At 66.5% G+C, this 20,497-nt stretch carries 13 protein-coding genes; 10 read left to right on the forward strand and 3 right to left on the reverse strand.

Going from position 1 to position 20,497, the window contains the following annotated elements; translation table 11 throughout:
* Nucleotides 1–70: 70 nt before the first annotated feature.
* The 3 genes from SMD10_RS04030 (at nucleotide 71) to SMD10_RS04040 (ending at nucleotide 3,609) form a co-directional block, all read left to right on the forward strand.
* Nucleotides 71–1,078, forward strand: a complete 1,008-nt coding sequence (locus SMD10_RS04030) for a DctP family TRAP transporter solute-binding subunit (protein WP_331684364.1) — start codon at nucleotides 71–73, stop codon at nucleotides 1,076–1,078.
* Nucleotides 1,079–1,239: 161 nt separating this feature from the next.
* A complete protein-coding gene (locus SMD10_RS04035; protein ID WP_331684365.1) occupies nucleotides 1,240–1,989 on the forward strand; it encodes a TRAP transporter small permease in 750 nt (249 codons plus the stop codon).
* A gap of 9 nt (nucleotides 1,990–1,998) precedes the next feature.
* Nucleotides 1,999–3,609 (forward strand): TRAP transporter large permease, encoded by a 1,611-nt coding sequence (locus SMD10_RS04040; RefSeq protein WP_331684366.1) that lies wholly within the window; start codon nucleotides 1,999–2,001, stop codon nucleotides 3,607–3,609.
* A 74-nt stretch (nucleotides 3,610–3,683) separates the two neighbouring features.
* On the opposite strand, the gene SMD10_RS04045 is transcribed toward SMD10_RS04040, so the two are convergent.
* Nucleotides 3,684–3,989 (reverse strand): hypothetical protein, encoded by a 306-nt coding sequence (locus tag SMD10_RS04045; protein WP_331684465.1) that lies wholly within the window; start codon nucleotides 3,987–3,989, stop codon nucleotides 3,684–3,686.
* Here SMD10_RS04045 and SMD10_RS04050 point away from each other — a divergent pair.
* Entirely contained in the window at nucleotides 3,880–4,167 is a 288-nt protein-coding gene (locus SMD10_RS04050; RefSeq protein ID WP_331684455.1) for a helix-turn-helix domain-containing protein, read from the forward strand. The genes SMD10_RS04045 and SMD10_RS04050 overlap by 110 nt on opposite strands.
* A gap of 103 nt (nucleotides 4,168–4,270) precedes the next feature.
* Entirely contained in the window at nucleotides 4,271–5,686 is a 1,416-nt protein-coding gene (locus SMD10_RS04055) for a hypothetical protein (RefSeq protein ID WP_331684367.1), read from the forward strand.
* Here the strand turns inward: SMD10_RS04055 and SMD10_RS04060 are convergent.
* Together SMD10_RS04060 and SMD10_RS04065 are read right to left on the reverse strand one after the other, a co-directional pair.
* Nucleotides 5,683–6,636, reverse strand: coding sequence for an ROK family protein (locus SMD10_RS04060; RefSeq protein ID WP_331684368.1), 954 nt, complete (start codon nucleotides 6,634–6,636; stop codon nucleotides 5,683–5,685). The two genes, SMD10_RS04055 and SMD10_RS04060, sit on opposite strands and share 4 nt — an antisense overlap.
* A gap of 265 nt (nucleotides 6,637–6,901) precedes the next feature.
* Entirely contained in the window at nucleotides 6,902–7,354 is a 453-nt protein-coding gene (locus SMD10_RS04065) for a MarR family winged helix-turn-helix transcriptional regulator (RefSeq protein ID WP_331684369.1), read from the reverse strand.
* Nucleotides 7,355–7,436: 82 nt separating this feature from the next.
* Between SMD10_RS04065 and SMD10_RS04070 the strand changes: the two genes are divergently transcribed.
* The 5 genes from SMD10_RS04070 (at nucleotide 7,437) to pbpC (ending at nucleotide 20,339) form a co-directional block, all read left to right on the forward strand.
* Nucleotides 7,437–8,546, forward strand: a complete 1,110-nt coding sequence (locus SMD10_RS04070) for an efflux RND transporter periplasmic adaptor subunit (protein ID WP_331684370.1) — start codon at nucleotides 7,437–7,439, stop codon at nucleotides 8,544–8,546.
* The gene (locus tag SMD10_RS04075) at nucleotides 8,546–9,625 is read left to right on the forward strand and encodes an efflux RND transporter periplasmic adaptor subunit (RefSeq protein WP_331684371.1); all 1,080 of its coding nucleotides are present in this window, start codon (nucleotides 8,546–8,548) and stop codon (nucleotides 9,623–9,625) included. Before SMD10_RS04070 ends, SMD10_RS04075 begins: the two co-directional genes overlap by 1 nt.
* Nucleotides 9,626–9,629: 4 nt before the next feature.
* The gene (locus tag SMD10_RS04080) at nucleotides 9,630–12,698 is read left to right on the forward strand and encodes an efflux RND transporter permease subunit (RefSeq protein ID WP_331684372.1); all 3,069 of its coding nucleotides are present in this window, start codon (nucleotides 9,630–9,632) and stop codon (nucleotides 12,696–12,698) included.
* A 91-nt stretch (nucleotides 12,699–12,789) separates the two neighbouring features.
* A complete protein-coding gene (locus SMD10_RS04085) occupies nucleotides 12,790–18,273 on the forward strand; it encodes an MG2 domain-containing protein (RefSeq protein WP_331684373.1) in 5,484 nt (1,827 codons plus the stop codon).
* Nucleotides 18,270–20,339: a penicillin-binding protein 1C gene (pbpC, locus tag SMD10_RS04090; RefSeq protein ID WP_331684374.1), complete on the forward strand. Its 2,070-nt coding sequence runs from the start codon at nucleotides 18,270–18,272 to the stop codon at nucleotides 20,337–20,339. Before SMD10_RS04085 ends, pbpC begins: the two co-directional genes overlap by 4 nt.
* Nucleotides 20,340–20,497 lie beyond the last annotated feature (158 nt).

Genomic DNA, 20,497 nt, shown 5'->3' on the forward strand with positions numbered 1-20,497 from the left:
GGTTTGCAAATGGCTGCTTGAGGCAGGCGGACGCGTTCGCCGTCTTGGAGGATCAATGGGAGGACTATCCATGAAGTTTCTGACTCTATCCGTCTCTGTCGCCGCGCTCGCCTTGGCCGCTTCGTCCGCGATGGCCCAGGAGGGCTGCGACGATGGCGAGACGGTCGTCAAGTTCAGCCACGTGGTGGCCGGCAGCGGCCATCCCAAGGGCGATGCGGCCAATCTCTTGGCACAGCGCATCAACGACGAGATGAACGGGAAGATGTGCATGCAGGTCTTCCCGAACTCGACGCTCTACGACGACGACAAGGTGATGGAAGCGTTGCTCCTCGGCGACGTGCAGCTTGCCGCGCCGTCGCTGTCGAAGTTCGAGCCCTACACGCTGAAATACCGGCTGTTCGACCTGCCGTTCCTGTTCAACGACCTCGACGCGGTGAACCGGTTCATCAACTCCGATGCCGGAACGGGACTTCTGGACACCATGCAGGATTCCGGTTTTCAGGGGCTCGGCTATTGGTCGTCCGGCCTGAAGCAGTTCTCGGCCAACAAGCCGCTGCTCTTGCCCACCGACGCCAAGGGACTCAAGTTCCGCATCCAGACCTCCGACGTCGCCGAGGCGATGATCGAAGCGATGGGCGGCTCGGCCCAGAAGCTCGCCTTCAACGAAGTCTACGGAGCCCTGCAGACCGGCGTCGTCGACGGCCAGGAAAACACCTGGTCGAACATCTACACCCAGAAATTCTTCGAGGTGCAGGACGGCATCAGCGAGACCAATCATCAGCTGCTCGCCTACCTCCTGGTGACCTCGACCGACTGGCTGGACGGGCTCGATCCCGAGGTGCGCGACCAGTTCCTGTCGATCGTTCACGAGGTGACCGAGAAGGCGAATGCCGACGTTGCCGCCATCGAGATGAAGAACCGTCAGAACGTCATCGATGCCGGCGCCGAGGTGCACGAACTGACGCCCGAGCAGCGCCAGCAGTGGGTCGACGCGATGAAGCCGGTCTGGAGCCAGTTCGAGGACGACATTGGCAAGGACCTGATCGACGCGGCAGTGGCTTCGAACGACGCCGGCTAACGGACCGAGGCTCCGGCCGTAGCCACCACTCCGGCGCTCATGGGCCGGGGTGGCGGCATGACGGCCGACGGCAGAACCTGGCAGATCGATGACAGGATCGGGCGGCGGACCCTTGGTTGTCCGCCGCCGATCAGCGGTGCTTTGGGAGGAGCAAGGGGGCCATGGCGCGCTTCAGTCAAATCGTGGATCGCATCGAGCAGGATATCCTGGCGATTCTGCTGGCCGCGATCACCGTGATTTCGTTCACGCAGGTGGTCGCCCGTTACGGGTTCAGCGCGGGCTGGGGCGGCGCGCTGGAGCTGACGCGCATCCTGTTCGCCTGGCTCATCCTGTTCGGCATGAGCTACGGGCTGAAGATCGGCGCCCATCTCGGGGTAGACGCCTTCATCCGCCTGTTTCCGACGCCGGTCACGCGCGCCTTCGGCCTGTTCGGAGCGTTATGCACGCTGGTCTATGCGATCATCCTGATCAAGTCGGACTGGCTGCAATATTTCGGCGCCAACGCGCGTGGCGGCGCCTGGGACTATTGGTATCTCCTGTTCAAGCGGCCCTTCGGCCTCGACGACATCCGCTATCCCGTCTGGGTCCAGGATGCCTTCGGCATGCAGGAGCGGGTGCAGCGCTGGATCGCCTATCTGATGCTGCCGATCGGGCTCGCACTTCTCGCCTTCCGATCGCTGCAAGCGATCTGGCAGATCGCGACCGGGCAGCGCATGCTCGTGGTCGCGGGGCATGAGGCCGAAGACCTGGTCAGCGAGAACGTCGGCGTACTGTCCGACGACAATCTCGCGCGCGGCGAAGCCTTCGACACGGTGTTCGCGGAAGCGGCGGAGACGCCGGAACAGAAACGGGAGCATGACGCGCGGCTCGATCGGCCGCAGCCGCCGCGCGACCGCGACGGCAATCGTTGAGGTGCGACGATGGAACCGATCATCCTTCTCGTCCTCGTCCTTACGCTGATCTTCCTCGGTGTTCCGATCGCCGTGGCGCTCGGCCTCTCCTCGACGCTGCTGATCGCCTATTTCTCGAACGACACCGTCTCCTCGGTCGCCCAGCAGCTGTTCACCGCCTCACAGAACTATACCCTGCTGGCCATTCCCTATTTCGTTCTCGCCTCCTCCTTCATGTCCACAGGCGGCGTGGCGCGGCGCATCATTCGCTTCGCCGTGGCCGCCGTCGGCCATATCCGGGGCGGGCTGGCGATCGCGGCGGTCATGGCCTGCATGCTGTTCGCTGCTCTGTCGGGATCCTCGCCGGCGACCGTGGTGGCGATCGGCACGATCGCCATCGGCGGCATGGTGCAGGTCGGCTATTCGAAGAGCTTTGCGGCCGGCGTGATCGCCAATGCCGGAACGCTCGGCATCCTGATCCCGCCGTCGATCGTCATGGTCGTCTACGCCGCCTCGGTGAACGTCTCGGTCGGGCGGATGTTCATGGCGGGCGTCATTCCCGGCCTCGTCGCCGGACTGATGCTGATGGGCCTGATCTATATCATCGCCCGGCGCAGAAACTTGCCGGCGGAGCCGCGCAAGAGCCTGAAGGAGATCGTCAACGCGGGCAAGGACGCGGGCTTCGGCCTGTTTCTGATCGTCATCATCCTGGGCGGCATCTACGGCGGCGCCTTCACGCCGACGGAAGCGGCGGCCGTGGCCGCGGTCTATTCGTTCTGGAACGCGCTCTTCGTCTATCGCGACATGGGACCGATGAAGGGGATTCCCTGGTTCGAGCGCACCGACCCGCCGGAAGGCAAGATCGGCTTTTCCGGCGCACTCTACGGCCTCGGCTTGATGGTGTTGTGGTGGGCGGTCACGTTCTTCTTCTTCCACGACATCTTTGGCTTCTGGCCGGGGACGATCTCGGGCGTGGTGATCGGTTTCGCGGCGGCGATCTTCTATGCGCGACTGCGCAGCCGCGAGGCCGGGTACGCCATAGGGCGCTGCTTCGCTGCCGGGGCGGGCATCTTCTGGCGCAGCGTCGGACTCACGCTGCGCAACACCCTTCCGGCCATGGTCCACGACGACACCCGCAAGGTGCTGGTGGATGCCGCCAAGGTGACGGTGATGCTGATGTTCATCATCGTCAACGCGCTGCTGTTCGCCCACGTGCTGACGGCGGAACGGGTGCCGCAGATCATCACCGAATGGATGATCGGCATCGGCCTCAACTGGTTCACCTTCCTGATCGCGATCAACCTGCTGCTTCTGTTGGGCGGTCAGTTCATGGAGCCGTCGGGGCTGCTTCTGATCGTGGCGCCGGTGGTGTTTCCGATCGCCGTCGAGCTGGGTGTCGATCCGATCCACCTCGGCATCATCATGGTGGTCAACATGGAGATCGGCATGATCACGCCGCCGATCGGGCTGAACCTGTTCGTCACCTCGGGGATCACCGGCATGGACCTCGTCCAGGTGGTGAAGGCGGCGGCTCCGTTCGTAGCGGTGCTCTTCGTCTTCCTGATCCTGGTCACCTACGTGCCGGCGCTTTCCACCGCGCTGCCGAACGCGATGTTCGGCCCGGAAATCGTGCAAAGGTAAGAGCCGGTCTACCAGACCAAAGCCAGCAGGGCCGGGGGATCGACCCGACCTTGCACGGCGTTTCTCATCCGAGGCTAATACGGGTTGCCGCGCAGCCCGCGTGAGCCCTGTTCACAGGCATACGGCCCGAGTTCGGCCTTGGCGGTTTCGAGACCGGGCTCGCCGTCGAAGGTCGTGACACCGTCCAGCCACGCGTCCAGCCGGTCCGCGTTGTTCGAGGCGGCGTTCGCCCGGCTGACCGGGCAGGGACCGGGTGCCTTCCATCTCGCGCTGCGGCTGCGCGCCGCTCGGCGGCTCATCGTCGATACCGACATTCCCATCGCCGCCGTCGCGGTGCGTACGGGATTTTCTTCCATCTCGGCCCTGTCCCGCAGCTTCAAGCGGCATTTCGGACAAGCGCCGGCCCCGGGTGCGCCGCCGAGAGAAGACAGGAAACCCCGGCCGGCCTGCGCGTGGCGTCGGCGATGTCCTGGGCGATGTGCCCGCATAGCTCGCCGAGCCATCGGCGAAATTGAAGTTCTGCCTGTCGCACTGGCGTCCGGGCCGAGAATGGCCTAGAGCCGGACCTTCGGCTCTTCACCCATATGCTGGTTGGAGGGTGCCGACGCCGTCCCGTTCGCGGATCGGTACTGGTCGATTTCTCCGGGTAGCGCCTCGCGACATGACGAAAAACAGCGTCGTATCCAATCTCGTGCTCGGTCTCGTCATGAGCGCCTTGACGGTCAGCGTCATCGTCAGCGAATGGTTGGGAAGCCGGATTGCGGAGGGGATCGCGGACGCATTGCTGGTGGCTATGGTGGTCGCGGCGCTGCCGCGATTGTCGCGCTCGCGCCTCGGCTTCGTCACCGTCGCCGTGGCGCTGGCGGTGGTCGCCTTCCTCTCGCGGTCCGACTGGTCGGCGATCCTGATGCATGGACTCGAGCGGGGCGGCTTCATCGCCGCCTTCTTCGTGGCGCTCGCCATGCTGCGCATCCCTTCGATGTTTTCGCCGGCGATCGAGCGGTGCGGCCTCTATCTGGCGAGCCGGCCGCCGGGCCGGCGCTATCTGGCGCTGACGATCGGCGGCCATCTTTTCGCACTGCTGCTGAACTACGGCTCGATCACGCTGCTCGGCGGTCTGGTGGAATCGATCGGGCAGCGGGAGAAGAACGAGGCAGTGCGGGCGATCCGCAATCGGCGCATGCTGCTGGCCATCCAGCGCGGCTTCGCTTCGAGCCTGTGCTGGTCGCCGCTGGCCTTCGCGATGGCGATCTCGACATCGATCATCCCGGGATCGAGCTGGAGCGGCGCGGTCGCCTTCGGTGTCGTGTCCTCGTGCATCGTGGCCGGTACCGGATGGGCGCTCGATACGTTGGTTAAGCCCAGGCTCAGCGGGCCGCGTCCGGCCGCTCCGGCCATGGCCACCTCGGCCAGTTCGTGGCGCGATCTCTATCCGTTGCTGATCCTGCTGCTCATTCTCGGGGTTCTCGTCGGCGGGCTCGAAGTGCTGACGAGGCTGGCGGTGACCAGCGTCGTCATGCTGGTGGTGCCGGTGATCAGCCTGGCGTGGCTGGCGCTGCAGGGACAGGCGCGGCGGGAGCCGGGCGGCCGCTATGTCTTCGAACGGCTTGGCGGCTACGTTCTCGATGATCTGCCATCCTATGCGCCCGAGGCCGTGCTGCTGATCATGGCGGGTTTCATCGGCGCGGTGGGCGGCAGCCTCCTCGCCCCGCTGGTGCAAACCGACGGCGCGTCGCTGGGAGCGATGCCGCCGATGCTGCTCCTGGTCGCAATCGTCTGGCTGATCCCGATCGCGGGACAACTCGGCATGAACCCGATTCTCGCCGTTTCGCTCGCGGCACCCTTCCTGGTCGAAATGACGGGGCTGGGCATTCCGCCCAATGCCGCCATCGTGGCGATCACCGCCGGCTGGTCGCTCAGCGCGGTGACCTCGCCGTTCACGGCGACGGTGCTCCTGATCGGGCGGCTTGGCGGCGTGACACCGCTGCGCGTCGGCTGGGGCTGGAACGGCTCCTTCATCGCGCTGGCGGGAGTGGCGTTGTCGGCCTGGGTGATCCTGGTCGCTTCGCTCTTTTAGACTTTATCGTGGTGGGTCGTTCGGCCGGCGGCCTGATGGCCGAGGACGCCGGCACCGATCAGGCCGGCATCGGCCGACGTTTGCGCGGGCACGACGAGCGGCTGGTCGGTGTGGCGCAGGATCAGCGGGCGGACCGCCGCGTCGAGCGCTGCAACGAAAGGCGCGACCGAGCCGAGACCTCCGCCGACGGGGACGATCGAAGCGCTGGTGGCGTTGACCACGACGGCGAGCGGTTCGCTGATCAGCTCGATCTGGATGGCCACCGCGCGTGCCGCCTGCTCGTCGCCGGCGAGCCATTCCTCGATGATGACGCGGCTGTCCTTGGCGCCGCCGAACAGGTGCGCATGGATGCGCTCGAGACCGCGAGCCGCGCCGAGCACGTCGAGGCAGCCGACCTGGCCGCAGGCGCAGGGAAGCCGCGGCAGATCGACGGTGCCGTTCGCCAACTGCGTCTTGGTGATCGGTCCGTGACCCCATTCGCCGGCGCTCGCCACGAGCCGGCCGTCGATCACCAATCCGCCGCCCACCCCGGTGCCGAGGATCACGCCAAAGACGACCCGGCGGCCATGCCCGGCGCCGATTTCGGCTTCGGCCAGCGCGAAGCAGTCGGCGTCGTTGGCGACGAGGACCGGACGTCCCAGGATCTCGGACAGTTCGGCCGCCGGACGATGCCCGACCAGGCAGGGCACGTTGGAAGCCGCGGTCACCAGCCCGGTCTCGGCGTCGATCATGCCGGCGGTCGAGATGGAGAGCGGCGTCGAGGGCGCGATTTGATCGACGTGGGCGGCGACGGTGGCCGAGAGCGCGTCCACGAAACCGGTCCAGGAGGTGGCAGGGGTCGTCCGCCGGCCCGCCTGGGCAACGACGCCCGGCCGTTCGCAGAGACCGAACTTGATGAACGATCCGCCGATGTCGAAGCACAGGAGCGGAGTTCCAATTGCAGAATTCAACGCTTCGACCTCCGGCAGGACAGTCTTGTCATCGGTGGCCTTGCCGGCAGGGCCGCTGTGGAATGATCGGTTCGGCAGAAGGGCGGGTTCAAGGCTTCCTCGCGCAATCGGTCCGATGGATGCGGTGTGTGCCGCATCGGCTGGGACGTCGGGGCGCACCATGTCCTGTTCGCCGCCTTCTGCAAAGCCCTCCAGCGCGACAGACGCGGGGATATCGGGGCTACCGGAGATGGATGCATTCGAACGGCACGCTTCGGTGTCGGCGTCACTGCTGACGCTTGGCCTTTGCTAGCGTCTCCGACAGAAACCGCGTCACAGCCTCGGCTTCCTCCGCGGAGGCCTCCTCCCAGGTTTCCTTCAAGGCCAAATGGAGGAAGCGATTTTCTTCGAGCACCTCGTCGGCCTTGGCTTCGATCAAGTGAATGGTAACGCTGCGCCGGTCGGTCGGGTTGGGCCGCCGCTCGACGTAGCACTGATGTTCGAGCCGATCGATCAAGGCGGTGGTCGCACCCGTCGACAGCCCCACATACTCCGAGATCATCTTGGCGCTGACCAGCACGCCGGCCGTCTCGCAGGTTTGCAGATAGTGCAGGCAGGTGAGATCGGTGAGAGCCAAGCCGTAGCGGCCGGCCAGTTCACGGTCGCGTGACACGATCATCTGGATGATCTGATGGACGGCACGTTCCAAGGGTTCGAACTCTGCCTTCTTGGGCCGCATCGTCGCCTGTCGCTTTCGGTATCTTGATCTTGAAGTAACTTCATTATAGAGCATTCGCGAAAATTACCAACTGGAGTTCTGCATGGCTGCGAAATGGCGCGTTCGGCGCGGTCAAGCGGCGGCTTTGGTCACGGGCCTGATCCTATTGGCGGGATGCCAGCAGGAGGAAGCGGCGCCGCAGCGCCCCGTCCAGCCGGTGAAGGTGGTGAATGTCGCGTCACAGGCCTACAGCCGGACCATTGCGCTGACCGGCGAGATCGCCGCGCGCAACAGCACCTCGCTGTCGTTCAAGACCGGGGGGCGGGTGACCGCGGTCGAGGTGGATGTGGGGTATCACGTGGCGCCGGGCGATATCCTTGCCAAGCTCGATCCGGCCCAGCAGCAGGCCGGCGTGGCATCGGCTGAAGCGGCGGTGACCTCGGCGGAAGCCAAACTCAAACAGGCGCGTTCGACGCTGGAGCGGCAGCAGTCCCTGTTGAAGGACGGATACACCACGCGCAGCAGCTACGATTCAGCCAAAGAGGCCGTGGCGACCGCGCAGGGTACGCTCGACAGCGCCCAGGCCACCCTGCAGACGGCCCGAACCAGCCTGGACGATACGGTGTTGAAGGCGGAAGCGGCGGGTGTCATCACCTCGCGCTCGGTCGAGCCGGGGCAGGTGGTCAGCGCTGCCCAGGCCGTTTTAGGCTTTGCCGAGGACGGCGCGCGTGACGCCGTTTTCGACGTCCAGGAGCAGGTGTTGATCCACGCCAAGGACGACGACGACGGCGGGCCGACGATCTCCATCGCGCTGCTGGCCGACCCCCAAGTAACGACGACCGGCCATGTCCGCGAGATATCGCCGTTGATCGATCCGCAGACCGGCACGGTCGAGGTCAAGGTGGGTCTCGATGCCGTCCCGCCGCAGATGAGCCTTGGCGCAGCCGTGGTTGGCGAGGTGACGTTTCTCGCCGCCGAGGAAGCCTTCCTCCTGCCGTGGCAGGCCTTGGCCGCGCAGGATGGACAGCCCGCCGTCTGGCGGGTCGATCCCGACACCAATGTCGTCTCGCTGACCCCCATCGAGATCGCCCGCTACGACAGCAATCAGATCGTCGTGGCCTCGGGGCTAAAGCCGGGAGATCGCGTGGTCACGGCCGGTTCGCAGCTCATTCTGCCGGGCGAAACGATCGAGGCGATGGAGGAGCAGCCTTGATGAAATCGCCGATCCTTGGCGCGATCCTCGCCACTGCTCTGGTCGCCTTGATCGGGTGCCAGGAGGACGAACAGCCGGAGACCGCAGCTGCGGCGACGCCGCGTCCGGTGTTGACGGCGGTCGCCAATCCCAATGCCGCCGTCATCGCCGGTTTCAGCGGGACGATCGAGCCGCGTTTCGAGACCGATCTCGCCTTCCGCACCCTTGGCCGCATCGTGTCGCTCGATGTGGACGTCGGCGATCAGGTCGAGGCGGGCCAGCAGATCGCCGCGGTCGATGCCGATACGCTGCAGGCCGACGTCCGTTCGGCCCGCGCGCAACTCGCCAGCGCTCAGGCGCAGGCCGATACGGCCCGCGCCAGCGCCGCGCGCGCCCAGGCCTTGTTCGAGGAGAAAACGGTTTCATCGGCCGATCTGGAATCGGCCGAGCAGAACGAGACGGCTGCCGAAGCGGGGTTGAAGCAGGCGCAGGCAGATCTCGACAAGGCCCAGAATGCGCTGACCTATGCCGTGCTGACCGCTCCCGTCGACGGTGTAATCACCGAGCGCGACGCCGACATGGGCGAGGTGGTCTCCGCCGGCGAGACGGTGATGACGCTGGCGCGCACCGATGTTCGCGAAGCCATGGTCGACATCCCCAACGAAGCCCTCGGGACTATCGTGGCCGGCAGCCGGTTTCGCGTCCGTCTGCAGGTCGATCCGTCGATCGAAGCGCAGGGCGGGGTTCGCGAGATCGCGCCGGAAGCCGACGCCCTGACGCGCACCAACCGGGTCCGCATCCTGCTCGACCAGCCGCCGGCGGCCTTTCGGCTCGGTTCGCTGATCCGCGCAACGCCGGTCAGCGGCACTTTCCCGACCATCGAAGTTCCGGCGACGGCGGTCGTCGAGGCGGATGGCGCCGCCAGCATCTGGGTGGTCGATCCGCAAGAGGGCGTCGTTCATCGGCGGGACGTCCGACTCGGCCAGCGCCATGACGGCCAAGTCGAAGTCACGTCGGGCCTGACGGCGGGAGAACGGGTGGTGACAGCCGGCGTCCACAGTCTCGACGAGGCGCAGCGCGTTTCCGTGTCCGGAGAATAGCACCGTGAACAGCTTCAACCTTTCGGATTGGGCGCTGCGCCACCGCTCGATGATCTGGTTCTTCATGATCGCGGCGATGATTGCCGGGGCGCTGTCCTATCTCAATCTTGGCCGCGAGGAAGATCCGAGCTTCACCATCAAGACCATGGTGGTTTCAGCGGCGATGCCTGGGGCGACGGTCAAGGAGATGACCGCCCAGGTCACGGACCGTATCGAGAAGAAGTTGCAGGAACTCGATTCCCTCGACTACACCCGCTCGATCACCACCCCCGGCCAGACCGTCGTCTACGTCAACCTGCTGGAGACGACGCCGGCATCGAAAATCAAGGATATCTGGTTGCGCGTGCGCAACATGATGTCCGACATCCAGGCCGACTTTCCCAGCGAGTTCCAGGGGTTCGCCTTCAACGACGATTTCGGCGACGTATTCGGCAATATCTATGCCTTCACGTCTGACGGTCTCAGTCAGCGGCAGCTTCGCGACTACGTCGAAGAAGTCAGGACCCGCATCGTTCATCTCCCGGACGCCGGTAAGGTGGAACTTGTCGGCGCGCAGGACGAAGTCGTCTATCTGGAATTCTCGCTACGCAAGGTCGCGGCGCTCGGCCTCGACCAGCAGTCCATCATCGACACCCTGCAGGAGCAGAACGCGATCGCGCCCTCGGGCGTGATCCAGGCGGGCGCGGAGCGTATCCTGGTGCGGGTGACCGGCCCGTACACGTCCGAGGACAGCCTGCGGGGCGTCAATCTCAGGATCAACGACCGCTTTTTTCGCCTGAGCGACGTCGCCACGATCACGCGCGGTTACGAAGATCCACCGAGCGAACTCTTCCGCTATGACGGCAAGCCGGCGATCGGCCTGGCAATCGGCATGAAGGACGGCAGCAACATCCTCGATTTCGGTGAAGAGATGGCTGCCGAGATGAAGCAGGTCATTGCCGAACTGCCGATTGGCGTCGATGTCCACAAGGTGGCGGACCAACCGACCGTGGTCGAGGAAGCCGTCGGAGGGTTCACGCGCTCGCTGTTCGAGGCCGTGGTGATCGTCCTCCTCGTGAGCTTCGTCAGCTTGGGGCTGCGCGCCGGCCTGGTGGTGACTCTGTCAATTCCTTTGGTGCTGGCGTTCACTTTCATCGGCATGGAGATGCTCGGCATCACGCTGCAGCGCGTTTCGCTGGGCGCATTGATCATTGCACTCGGTCTGCTCGTCGACGATGCGATGATCGCGATCGAGACCATGGTGTCGCGGCTGGAGGTCGGAGACAGTCTTGAGAAAGCGGCGAGCTTCGCCTGGACCTCTATCGCTTTCCCGATGCTGACGGGGACGCTGGTGACGGTGGCCGGCTTCATTCCAATCGGGTTCAATCGTTCGGCGGCCGGCGAATATACCTTCTCGCTGTTCCAGGTTTTGGCCTTGTCGCTGCTTCTGTCCTGGGGCGTGGCCGTGCTGTTTTCGCCGCTGATCGGCGTCACCATGCTGCCGAAGACCATGAAGAAGCATGATGAACGGCCAAGCCGGATCCGGCGGGCGTTCGGCTGGTTGCTCAAGACGGCCATGCGCTGGCGCTTCGCCACGATCCTGATCACCCTGGCGCTGTTCGGCGCCTCGGTGTTCGGCATGCGGTTCATCCAACAGCAGTTCTTCCCGTCTTCGGATCGTCCGGAACTGGTGGTCGACTTCACGCTGCGCCACAACGCGACGATCACCGACACCCGTGCGCAGATGGACAAGCTCGAAGCGACCTTCGCAGGCGACGACGACATCGACCACTGGAGCTCCTATGTGGGCCGCTCGGCCGAGCGTTTCATCCTTGCCTACGACATCCAGCCCAACAATTCGTTTTTCGGGCAAGTGGTTGTCGTCACCAAGGGGCTTGAGGAGCGCGAACGCGTGCGGAACCGCATCGAAGCGTTTGCGCGCAAGGAGCTTGTCGGCACCGACATCTATGTGACGACCCTGTCTCTCGGGCCTCCGGTCGGTCATCCGGTGCAATATCGTCTTGGCGGGCCGAACCTGGAAACGGTGCGTGCCAAGGCGCGCAACTTGGCTGCCTTGATGGCGGAAGATCCACGCCTGACCGGCATAATAATGGACTGGAACGAGCCGGCACGCGTGCTTAAGGTCGAGATTCTGCAGGACAAGGCGCGCCAACTCGGCGTCAGCTCGCAGGATATCGCTGAAGGGCTCTATTCGATCCTCGACGGCACCACCGTCACCCAGATCCGCGACAGCATTTATCTGGTCGACGTGGTGGCGCGCGGGCGGAAATCGGACCGGGATTCGATCGAGGCCATCGAGAACATGCAACTCGTGAGCTCGAGCGGCGTCGCCGTGCCGCTATCGAGCGTCGTCAATTACGGCTACGACTACGAAGATCCCATCATCTATTCGCGCTCGCGGGTTCCCACCATTACCGTGATGGCGGCGATCGTGGGCGACGTACAGCCGGCGACGATCGCGACCGATTTGCAGCCGAAGGTCGATGCCTTCGCGGCCAAACTGCCTCCCCGCTACACGATCGAAGTCGGTGGCACGCTGGAATCGAGTGCGGAAAGCCAGGCGCCGATCATGGCCGTGGTGCCGGCCATGATCTTCATCATGCTGACGCTGGTCATGATCCAGATGCAGAGCTTCTCGGCCATGTTCATCGTTTTGTCGGCAGCACCTCTGGCTCTCATTGGCGTCGTCGCCGCGCTGCTGCCGAGCGGTGCGCCACTCGGCTTCGTGGCGATCCTGGGCGTCTTGGCGCTGATCGGCATCCTGATCCGCAACTCGATCATCCTCGTCCATCAAATCAATATCCTGCGGGGCGCAGGGCTTCATCCCTGGAACGCGGTCTATGAGGCGAGCCAGATGCGGGCGCGTCCGATCCTCCTGACGGCCGCCGCCGCCTCGCTGGCGCTGATCCCGATCGCGCGCGAAGTGTTCTGGGGACCGATGGCCTTCGCCATGATGGGTGGCATCATCGCCGGCACGCTGATCACGCTCGTCTTCGTGCCGGCGCTCTATGTCGCCTGGTTCCGTCTGCGCGAGCCCGAGGATGGGCAAGAGGCGTCCGCCACAGCCGGATGACGGCGAAAACGATGCGCTGGCGGCTGCGGCGATCTGGCGCATCCGCTTCGTTGACCTTAAGATGCCGCCACCACAACGCGGGGAGGGCGGCATGGTACGGCATCTGGCGTTTCGGAAACTCCTGACCCTGCTGCCGGTGGCGGCATGCGCTCTCATGGCGCAGCCGGTCGCCGCCCAGGAAGGCGCCATGCGCATCGTCACGACGCCCGGAGCCGATTATTTCGGCAACGACTACGACATCGTGAAGGGCACCGACCTCGACGGCTGCACGGCCGCCTGTTTCTCCGACCAGCGCTGCAAGGCCTTCACCCTCAACGAGACGAACGGCTGGTGTTTCCTGAAGGAGGGCGTCGGCGAGCTGCGCGCGGTCAGCGGCGCGACGGCGGGCCGGCTGATCGAAACGGCTGCCGTCGACGACTCCTCGATCGAGGCGCATCGGGCCGACCTTGCCCCCTTCGTGCCGAGAGCCACGCTGGACGACGCCAAGCGCCTGCGCCTGGCGATCGCCGAGGAAGCGCGGGACGCGGGACGCAGCGGCCTTTCCGTCGATCTCCTCGCCGACCGGGCATCGAGCTCCCTCACCTATCCGGACGCGATTGCGGACTGGCGCGAGGTGCTGCGGCGCGAGCCGACGAATGCGCGCGCCTGGCAGGGCCTCGCCGAGGCGGCGCTTGCCTATCAGCCGGAAGAGTATTCTGAGCAGTTGGAGAATGCCCGTCTGCGCCTGCAGGCCGCCGTCAACGCCTACCTCGTCGCCGAGACCGAGGATGGTCGCATGGACGCGCTACGCACGCTCGGCGACGGCTACGCGGCGGACGAGGACTGGAAGCGCGCGATCAAGACCTACCGGGCGGGCGTCGAAATCGCGGACCGGTCCGATCTGCGCACGAAGCTGGACGACGCCGTTGCCTCGCACGGCTTTCGCATCGTCGAGCATACGGTCGACAACAACGCCGCCAATCCGCGCATCTGTCTCGTCTTCTCCGATCCGCTCGCTGCCGGCTTCACCGCTTCCGAGACTGTCGGCGACTATGTGAAAGTCGAGGAGGCGGACACCTTGCCGGTGACCGCCAGCGGTAACCAGATCTGCGTCGACGGCGTCGAGCACGGTCGGCGCTATCGCATCCTGGCGCGAAGCGGCATCCCCTCGGCCGACGGCGAGCGGCTGGAACGGCAGGCCGATCTCGACATCTATGTCCGTGACCGCGATCCGATGGTGCGGTTTTCGACCAACGCCTATGTGCTGCCGGCCGGCGGCGACCCGTCGATCCCCGTGGTCACGATCAACACCGACGAAATCGAAGCCCGCCTGCAGCGGGTCGGCGATCGCGCTCTGACGCGGGTGATCGGCGACGGGCAGTTTCTGCGCCAGCTCAACGAATGGCAGATCGACGAGATGGCGGAAGCGACGGGCACCGACGTCTGGACCGGCACCGTGTCGGTGGCGCGCGAGGCCAATGCGGAGGTGACCACCGCGATCCCCGTCGCCGCGATTGTCCCGGAGATCGAGCCTGGCGTCTATGTGCTCACCGCCAAGGCCGAGAACGGCCCGCAATATCAGGACGCTTCGGCCACCCAATGGTTCGTGGTCAGCGATATCGGGCTGACGACCTTCTCGGCCGAGGATGGCTTCCATGTCTTCACCCGATCGATCGGCAGCGCCGAGGCGAAGGCCGGCGTCGAACTGACGCTGCTCGCCATGAATAACCGCGTGCTCGGCGGGGCGACCACCGACGTCGACGGTCATGCGCGTCTGCCGGCCGGGCTGTTGCGCGGCACCGGCAGCGATCGCCCGGCGGTGCTGACCGCAAAGAACGACGGCGGCGATTTCGTCTTCCTGGATCTGACCGCCGCTCCCTTCGACTTGACCGACCGGGGTGTCGGCGGACGTGCGCCGGCCGGCCCGCTGGACGTCTTCCTGACGGCGGATCGCGGCATCTATCGCGCCGGCGAGACGGCCTGGTTTACCGGCCTGGTGCGCAATTCGGCAGGCGAGGCGGTCGAAGATCTGAGCTTGACGGCGATCGCGACGCGCCCGGACGGCGTCGAGCACAAGCGCTGGCAGGTCGCCGATCAGGGCGCCGGCGGCTTCGTCTTCGACTTCGATCTGCCGGACAATGCCATGCGCGGCGTCTGGACGGTTCGCCTCTACACCGATCCCAAGCGCCCGGCGCTGACCCAGCAGACGGTCATCGTCGAGGATTTCGAGCCCGAAAAGCTCGATTTCGATCTCACGGCACAAGTGGACGCGCTCGATCCGACGGCACCGTCTCCGATCGACGTGGAGGCCCGCTATCTGTTCGGCGCCCCGGCCGGCAATCTGGAGGTAGCGGGCGAGGCGGTGCTGACGCCGACGCGCGAGGTCGCAGGGTTCACCGGTTATCGCTTCGGCCTGGCCGACGACGAGCCCACGGCCACGCGGCAGCCCCTGGACGGGGGTACCACAGACGCCGAGGGCAAGGCCACGGTCACGCTGCCGGCCTTCGAGCCACCGGCGACCACGCGGCCGGTTCGGGCGGCGGTCAACGTGCGGGTGATGGATGCGAGCGGGCGGCCGGTCGAGCGCACGATCGATCTGCCGCTGGCCGCTCAGGCCGCTCGTCTGGGCATCAAGCCGCGCTTCGACGAGCGCGTCGACGAGGGCAGCGAGGCCGGGTTCGACCTGATCGCGGTCGATGCCGACGGCAAGCGCATCGGCGCGCGCGTCGAATGGACCCTCAACAAGGTCACCACGCGTTTCCAGTGGTATTCGACGGCCGGGCGCTGGAACTACGAACCGATCCGCAGCTCGGCGCGCGTCGCCAGCGGCACGGTGGAGATCGGCGCGGACCAGCCGGCAAGCCTGTCGCTGCCCGTCGAATGGGGCGACTACGAGTTGGGCCTGCGCGACGCTACCGGCGACGCGGTTCCCGCCAGCCTCGCCTTCGAGGCTGGCTGGTCGGTCGCGGCCACGTCGCTCGACACGCCCGAGATGGCAAAAGTCTCGCTCGACAAAGATCGCTACCGGATCGGCGACACGGCGACGGTTCATATCGAGCCGCGCTTTGCCGGCACGGCGGACGTGCTGGTGATGGACGAGCGGGTGATCGCGACGAAGACGGCCGAGATCGGCGCCGAGGGCGGCGATGTGTCCCTGCCGGTTACGCGCGACTGGGGCCCCGGCGCCTATGTGACGGCGGTGGTCTACCGGCCGATGGATCTCGACGCCAAGCGCATGCCGGGGCGCGCCATCGGCCTGGCGCACGCCAGCGTCGATCCGGGCGACCGCGCGCTGTTGGTGGCTATCGATGCGCCCGACAAGGTCGAGCCGCGCCAGACGATCGAGGTGTCGGTTGCTGTCGACGGGGTCAAGGCCGGCGAGACCGCCTATGTGACGCTGGCGGCGGTCGATGTCGGCATTCTCAACATCACCGACTTCGATCCGCCCTCGCTGTCGGATCACTATTTCGGCCAGCGGCAACTCGGCGTCGAAATCCGCGATCTCTATTCCAAGCTGATCGACCGCATGCAGGGGGCGCCGGGCACGGTGCGCTCCGGCGGCGACGCCGGTGCGAGCTACGAAAGCCCCCCGCCGATGGACGATCTCGTGGCGCTGTTCTCGGGCCTCGTGACCGTCGGCGACGACGGCCGTGCGACGATCGCCCTCGACATCCCCGACTTCAACGGCACGCTGAAGCTGATGGCGCTCGCCTGGACGAAGACCGGCGTGGGCGAGGCGAATGCCGATTTACTCGTGCGCGATCCGCTGGTGATCTCCGTCAGCCGGCCGCGCTTCCTGGCGCCGGGCGATGCTTCGCGCATCGCCATCGACGTCACCCATGTGGAGGGACCGTCCGGATCGGCGAAACTCTCGCTGTCCGGCGGCGACGGCTTCGTCTCCCCGGGCAGCGATCCTGCCAAGAGCTTCGAGGTCGCCGAAGGCGGGCGTGAGCGGTTGCTTTTCCCGGTGACGGCTGAGGCGATCGGCGATGCCGGGTTCGACGTCGCGCTCGAGATCGAGGGTGGCGCGCGGCTGGAAAAGCACTTCGTCCTGCCGGTGCGCTCCAACGCGCCGGTGACGGTCGACAAGAGCCGGCTGGAGCTGGCGGCGAACGGCGGCGCGCTGACGCTCGATCCGGATCTCTTCGCCGACTTCGTGCCGGGCACGGCCTCGGCGACGCTCAGCATCACCGGCGCGGCGGACTTCGACGTGGCCGGCGTGGTGCGGGCGCTCGACCGCTATCCCTATGGCTGTACCGAGCAGATCACCAGCCGGGCGATGCCGCTGGTCTATCTTGACCGCACAATCCTGGCAGCCGGCCTGGGCGAGACGGCGGACGTGGACAAGCGGGTCGAGGACGCCATCGCCGGGGTGCTCGCCAATCAATCGTCGAATGGTAGCTTCGGCCTGTGGCGGCCGGACTACGGCGACCTCTGGCTCGACGCCTATGTGACCGACTTCCTGACCCGCGCCAAGGAAGCGGGCTACGCGGTGCCGGAGGAGGGCCTGACGCTCGCCGTCGACAATCTCAGGAACAGCCTTTCCTACCTGCCGGACGCGCCGGACTGGGGGCCGGTCGCCTATGCCTATTACGTGCTGGCGCGCAATGGCCGGGCGGCGATCGGGGACCTGCGCTACACCGCCGACAACCAGTTGCCCGACTTCCCGACACCGTTGTCCAAGGCGCAGATCGGCGCGGCACTGGCGCTCTATGGCGACCGGCTGCGCGCCGAGACGGTGTTCCGGGCGAGCATGGCGGACGATGGCCGTCGACTGCCAAACGGCGCGTTGGGAGACTACGGCACCTTGTTGCGCGACGAGGCGGCGATCCTGACGCTCGCCCTGGAGACCGGTGTCGACGGCGTGTCCTTCGATCGGCTCGTCGAGCAGGTGAACCAGCGCCGACGCGAGCAGAGCCACACCAGCACGCAGGAGGATGCCTGGTCGCTGCTCGCCGCGCACGCGCTGCTTGCCAGCAACCCGCCGAAGCTGACGGTTGCCGGGCAACCGCATGACGGACCGTTCGTCGAATCCTTCGATGCCGACGGTCTGGCGGCCGGCATCGACGTGGAAAATCGCGGCGAGGCGCCGATTGCCGCCGCTTTGACGCTGCGCGGGGTGCCGCAGGTGGCGCCGCCGGCCGACACCAGCGGCTATTCGATCGAGCGCTCGATGTTCACGCTGGAGGGCGAGCCCGTCGATCCTTCGGTCATCGGCCTGGGCGAACGTCTGGTGGCGGTCGTCGAGATGACGCCGATCGACGCCGGGCCGGCGCGCCTGATGATCGACGATCCGTTGCCGGCGGGGCTCGAGATCGACAATCCGGCGATCCTGCGGGGCGGCGACGTCGCCGCGCTCGACTGGCTGGAGCTGTCCAGCGAGGCGGCGCACACCGAGTTTCGCGCCGACCGGTTCCTCGCTGCGGTGGATCAGGGCGAGGACGACACGGCGACGCGGCGCTTCGCCTATATCGTGCGCGCGGTCTCTCCCGGCAGTTTCGTGCGGCCGGCGGCGAGCGTAGAGAACATGTACGACCCGAGCCGCCGCGGCCGCACCGGCGAGGATCAGATATCGGTCGCCGGACCGCTGCGATGAGGCGACGCGCGAGGCTCGTCCTCGGCGCTGGCCTCGCCACCTGCCTGCTGGCCGTCGCACTCGGCTATGCGGCGCTGGAAGCCGCCATCGATGAGCGCGAAGCCGCGTTCAGCGCGCCGGCGACGGGCGTCGAGGTGGTGGACCGCCACGGAATCCTGTTGCGCGCCTTCGCGCTCGACGATGGGCGCTGGCGGCTGTCCGCCAGCGCCGGCGACGTCGATCCGCGCTATGTCGAGATGCTGCTGGCCTGGGAGGACAAGCGGTTTCGCCAGCATGGCGGCGTCGATCCCCGGGCGGCGCTGCGCGCTGCCTGGCAGTCGCTGCGCCATGGCCGCGTCGTTTCGGGAGGCTCGACGCTCACCATGCAGGTCGCCCGTATGCTGGAGGGCCTGCCGACCGGCAGTTTTCTCGCCAAGGGCGAGCAGGTCGTCGGCGCGTTGGCGCTGGAGCGCAGCCGGTCCAAGGCGGATATCCTGGCGCTCTATCTGCAGCTCGCGCCCTATGGCGGCAACATCGAGGGCGTGCGTGCGGCGAGCCTCGCCTTCTTCGGCAAAGAGCCGCGGCGGCTGACGGCGGCGGAGGCTGCCCTTCTCGTCGCCCTGCCGCAATCGCCGGAGCGTTTGCGGCCCGATCGCCATCCGCAGGCGGCCAAGACGGCGCGCGACCGCGTGCTCGACCGGATGCAGGCACTGGGCTTGCTGACGGCCGGCGAAGCCGAGCGGGCGAGGGCCGAGGCGATGCCGCAGGGCCGGCAGTCTCTGCCGATGCTCGCCGCCCATACCGCGACACGGCTGCACGGCGAACAGCCCGAGCGGCACCGGATTCAGCTGACCATCGACGCTGGCTTGCAGGCGCGGCTGGAGGCTTATGCGCGACAGAAGGCGGCGACCCTGCCGAAACCGTTGAGCCTAGCATTTTTGGTCTCCGACCACTCTACTGGCGAAGTGCTGGCGTCGGTCGGGTCGCCCGACCTCTTCGACGGCGACCGGCAAGGCTATGTCGACCTGACGCGGGCGTTGCGCTCGCCGGGCTCGACCTTGAAGCCGTTGATCTACGGTCTGGCGTTCGAACGGGGCGTCGCGCATCCGGAAAGCCTCGTCGACGACTCGCCGGGCGGTTTTGCCGGCTATACGCCGCAGAACTTCGACCATGCGTTCGAGGGCATGATCACGGCGCGCCGCGCTGTGCAATTGTCACGCAACCTGCCGGCGGTGGAGCTCTTGTCCGCCGTCGGGCCGTCGCGGCTGGTCTCGCGCATTCGCAGAACCGGTGCGCAGCCGGAATTGGGCGACCGTTCGCTGCCGGGTCTGGCGATCGGCCTCGGCGGCTTGGGCCTGACGCTGGAGGATCTGGTGCGCCTCTATGGCGGCATCGCCAATGGCGGGCTGGCCGCGCCGTTGCATGTGGAGGAGACGACGGCGCCCAGCCCGGCGCGTCGCATTCTGTCGCCGCAGGCGGCATGGTACGTCACCTCGATCCTGGCCGGTGCGACCTCGACCACCAAGGGGTCGCCTGGCGATATCGCGCACAAGACCGGCACGTCCTACGGCTATCGCGATGCCTGGACCATCGGCTATGACGGCGAGCATGTGGTGGGCGTCTGGCTGGGGCGGCCGGATGGGGCGCCGGTGCCCGGCCTGATCGGGCAGGACCGCGCGGTGCCGGTGATGCGCGACGTGTTCGCGCGGATCGGGCCGGTGACACGGCTTCCCGGACCGCCGCCGGGCGTTCTGGCCACCGCGGGTGGCAACCTGCCGCCGCCGTTGAAGCGGTTTGGGCGGGCGGCGGCAAAGGGGGGCGACGGGCTGGCGCCGGAGATCGTCTTTCCGCCGGATGCCGCCCGGGTCGAGGTCGAGGCCGGAGATCCGGCCACGGCCGATCTTTTCCTCAAGGTGCGCAATGGTCGCCCGCCGTTCACCTGGTATGTCGATGGCCGGCCGGTTGCGATGAACAGCCTGGAGCGCCAGGCCGAATGGCAGCCGGACGAGCCGGGATTCGTGGACATCTCGGTGGTCGATCGTTCCGGTGCCGCCGCGCGGTCCCGCGTCTTCGTGGACAAGCGCTGAGGACGGCGCTTTCAAGGACCGATCGATCGTCTGCCTGTCCCATCAACTTGTCACGAACTTGATGTGGATCAACGCTCCGCGGCACGCCAAGCCGATGCTCCCCGATAGCCAGAGCGTCGGATGCCGCTGCGGCCATGGCCTGTCGACGGGAGGAGAGT

The sequence above is a fragment of the Consotaella aegiceratis genome (assembly GCF_036541425.1).
Taxonomy (GTDB): domain Bacteria; phylum Pseudomonadota; class Alphaproteobacteria; order Rhizobiales; family Rhizobiaceae; genus Consotaella; species Consotaella aegiceratis.

Excerpts from the sequence above, each read along its gene's own strand:
- SMD10_RS04030 (WP_331684364.1), top strand. The coding sequence starts at position 71 with ATGAAGTTTCTGACTCTATCCGTCTCTGTCGCCGCGCTCGCCTTGGCC.
- SMD10_RS04075 (WP_331684371.1), top strand. The coding sequence starts at position 8,546 with ATGAAATCGCCGATCCTTGGCGCGATCCTCGCCACTGCTCTGGTCGCC.
- pbpC (WP_331684374.1), top strand. The coding sequence starts at position 18,270 with ATGAGGCGACGCGCGAGGCTCGTCCTCGGCGCTGGCCTCGCCACCTGC.
- SMD10_RS04065 (WP_331684369.1), bottom strand. The coding sequence starts at position 7,354 with ATGCGGCCCAAGAAGGCAGAGTTCGAACCCTTGGAACGTGCCGTCCAT.
- SMD10_RS04085 (WP_331684373.1), top strand. The coding sequence starts at position 12,790 with ATGGTACGGCATCTGGCGTTTCGGAAACTCCTGACCCTGCTGCCGGTG.
- SMD10_RS04035 (WP_331684365.1), top strand. The coding sequence starts at position 1,240 with ATGGCGCGCTTCAGTCAAATCGTGGATCGCATCGAGCAGGATATCCTG.
- SMD10_RS04055 (WP_331684367.1), top strand. The coding sequence starts at position 4,271 with ATGACGAAAAACAGCGTCGTATCCAATCTCGTGCTCGGTCTCGTCATG.
- SMD10_RS04070 (WP_331684370.1), top strand. The coding sequence starts at position 7,437 with ATGGCTGCGAAATGGCGCGTTCGGCGCGGTCAAGCGGCGGCTTTGGTC.
- SMD10_RS04040 (WP_331684366.1), top strand. The coding sequence starts at position 1,999 with ATGGAACCGATCATCCTTCTCGTCCTCGTCCTTACGCTGATCTTCCTC.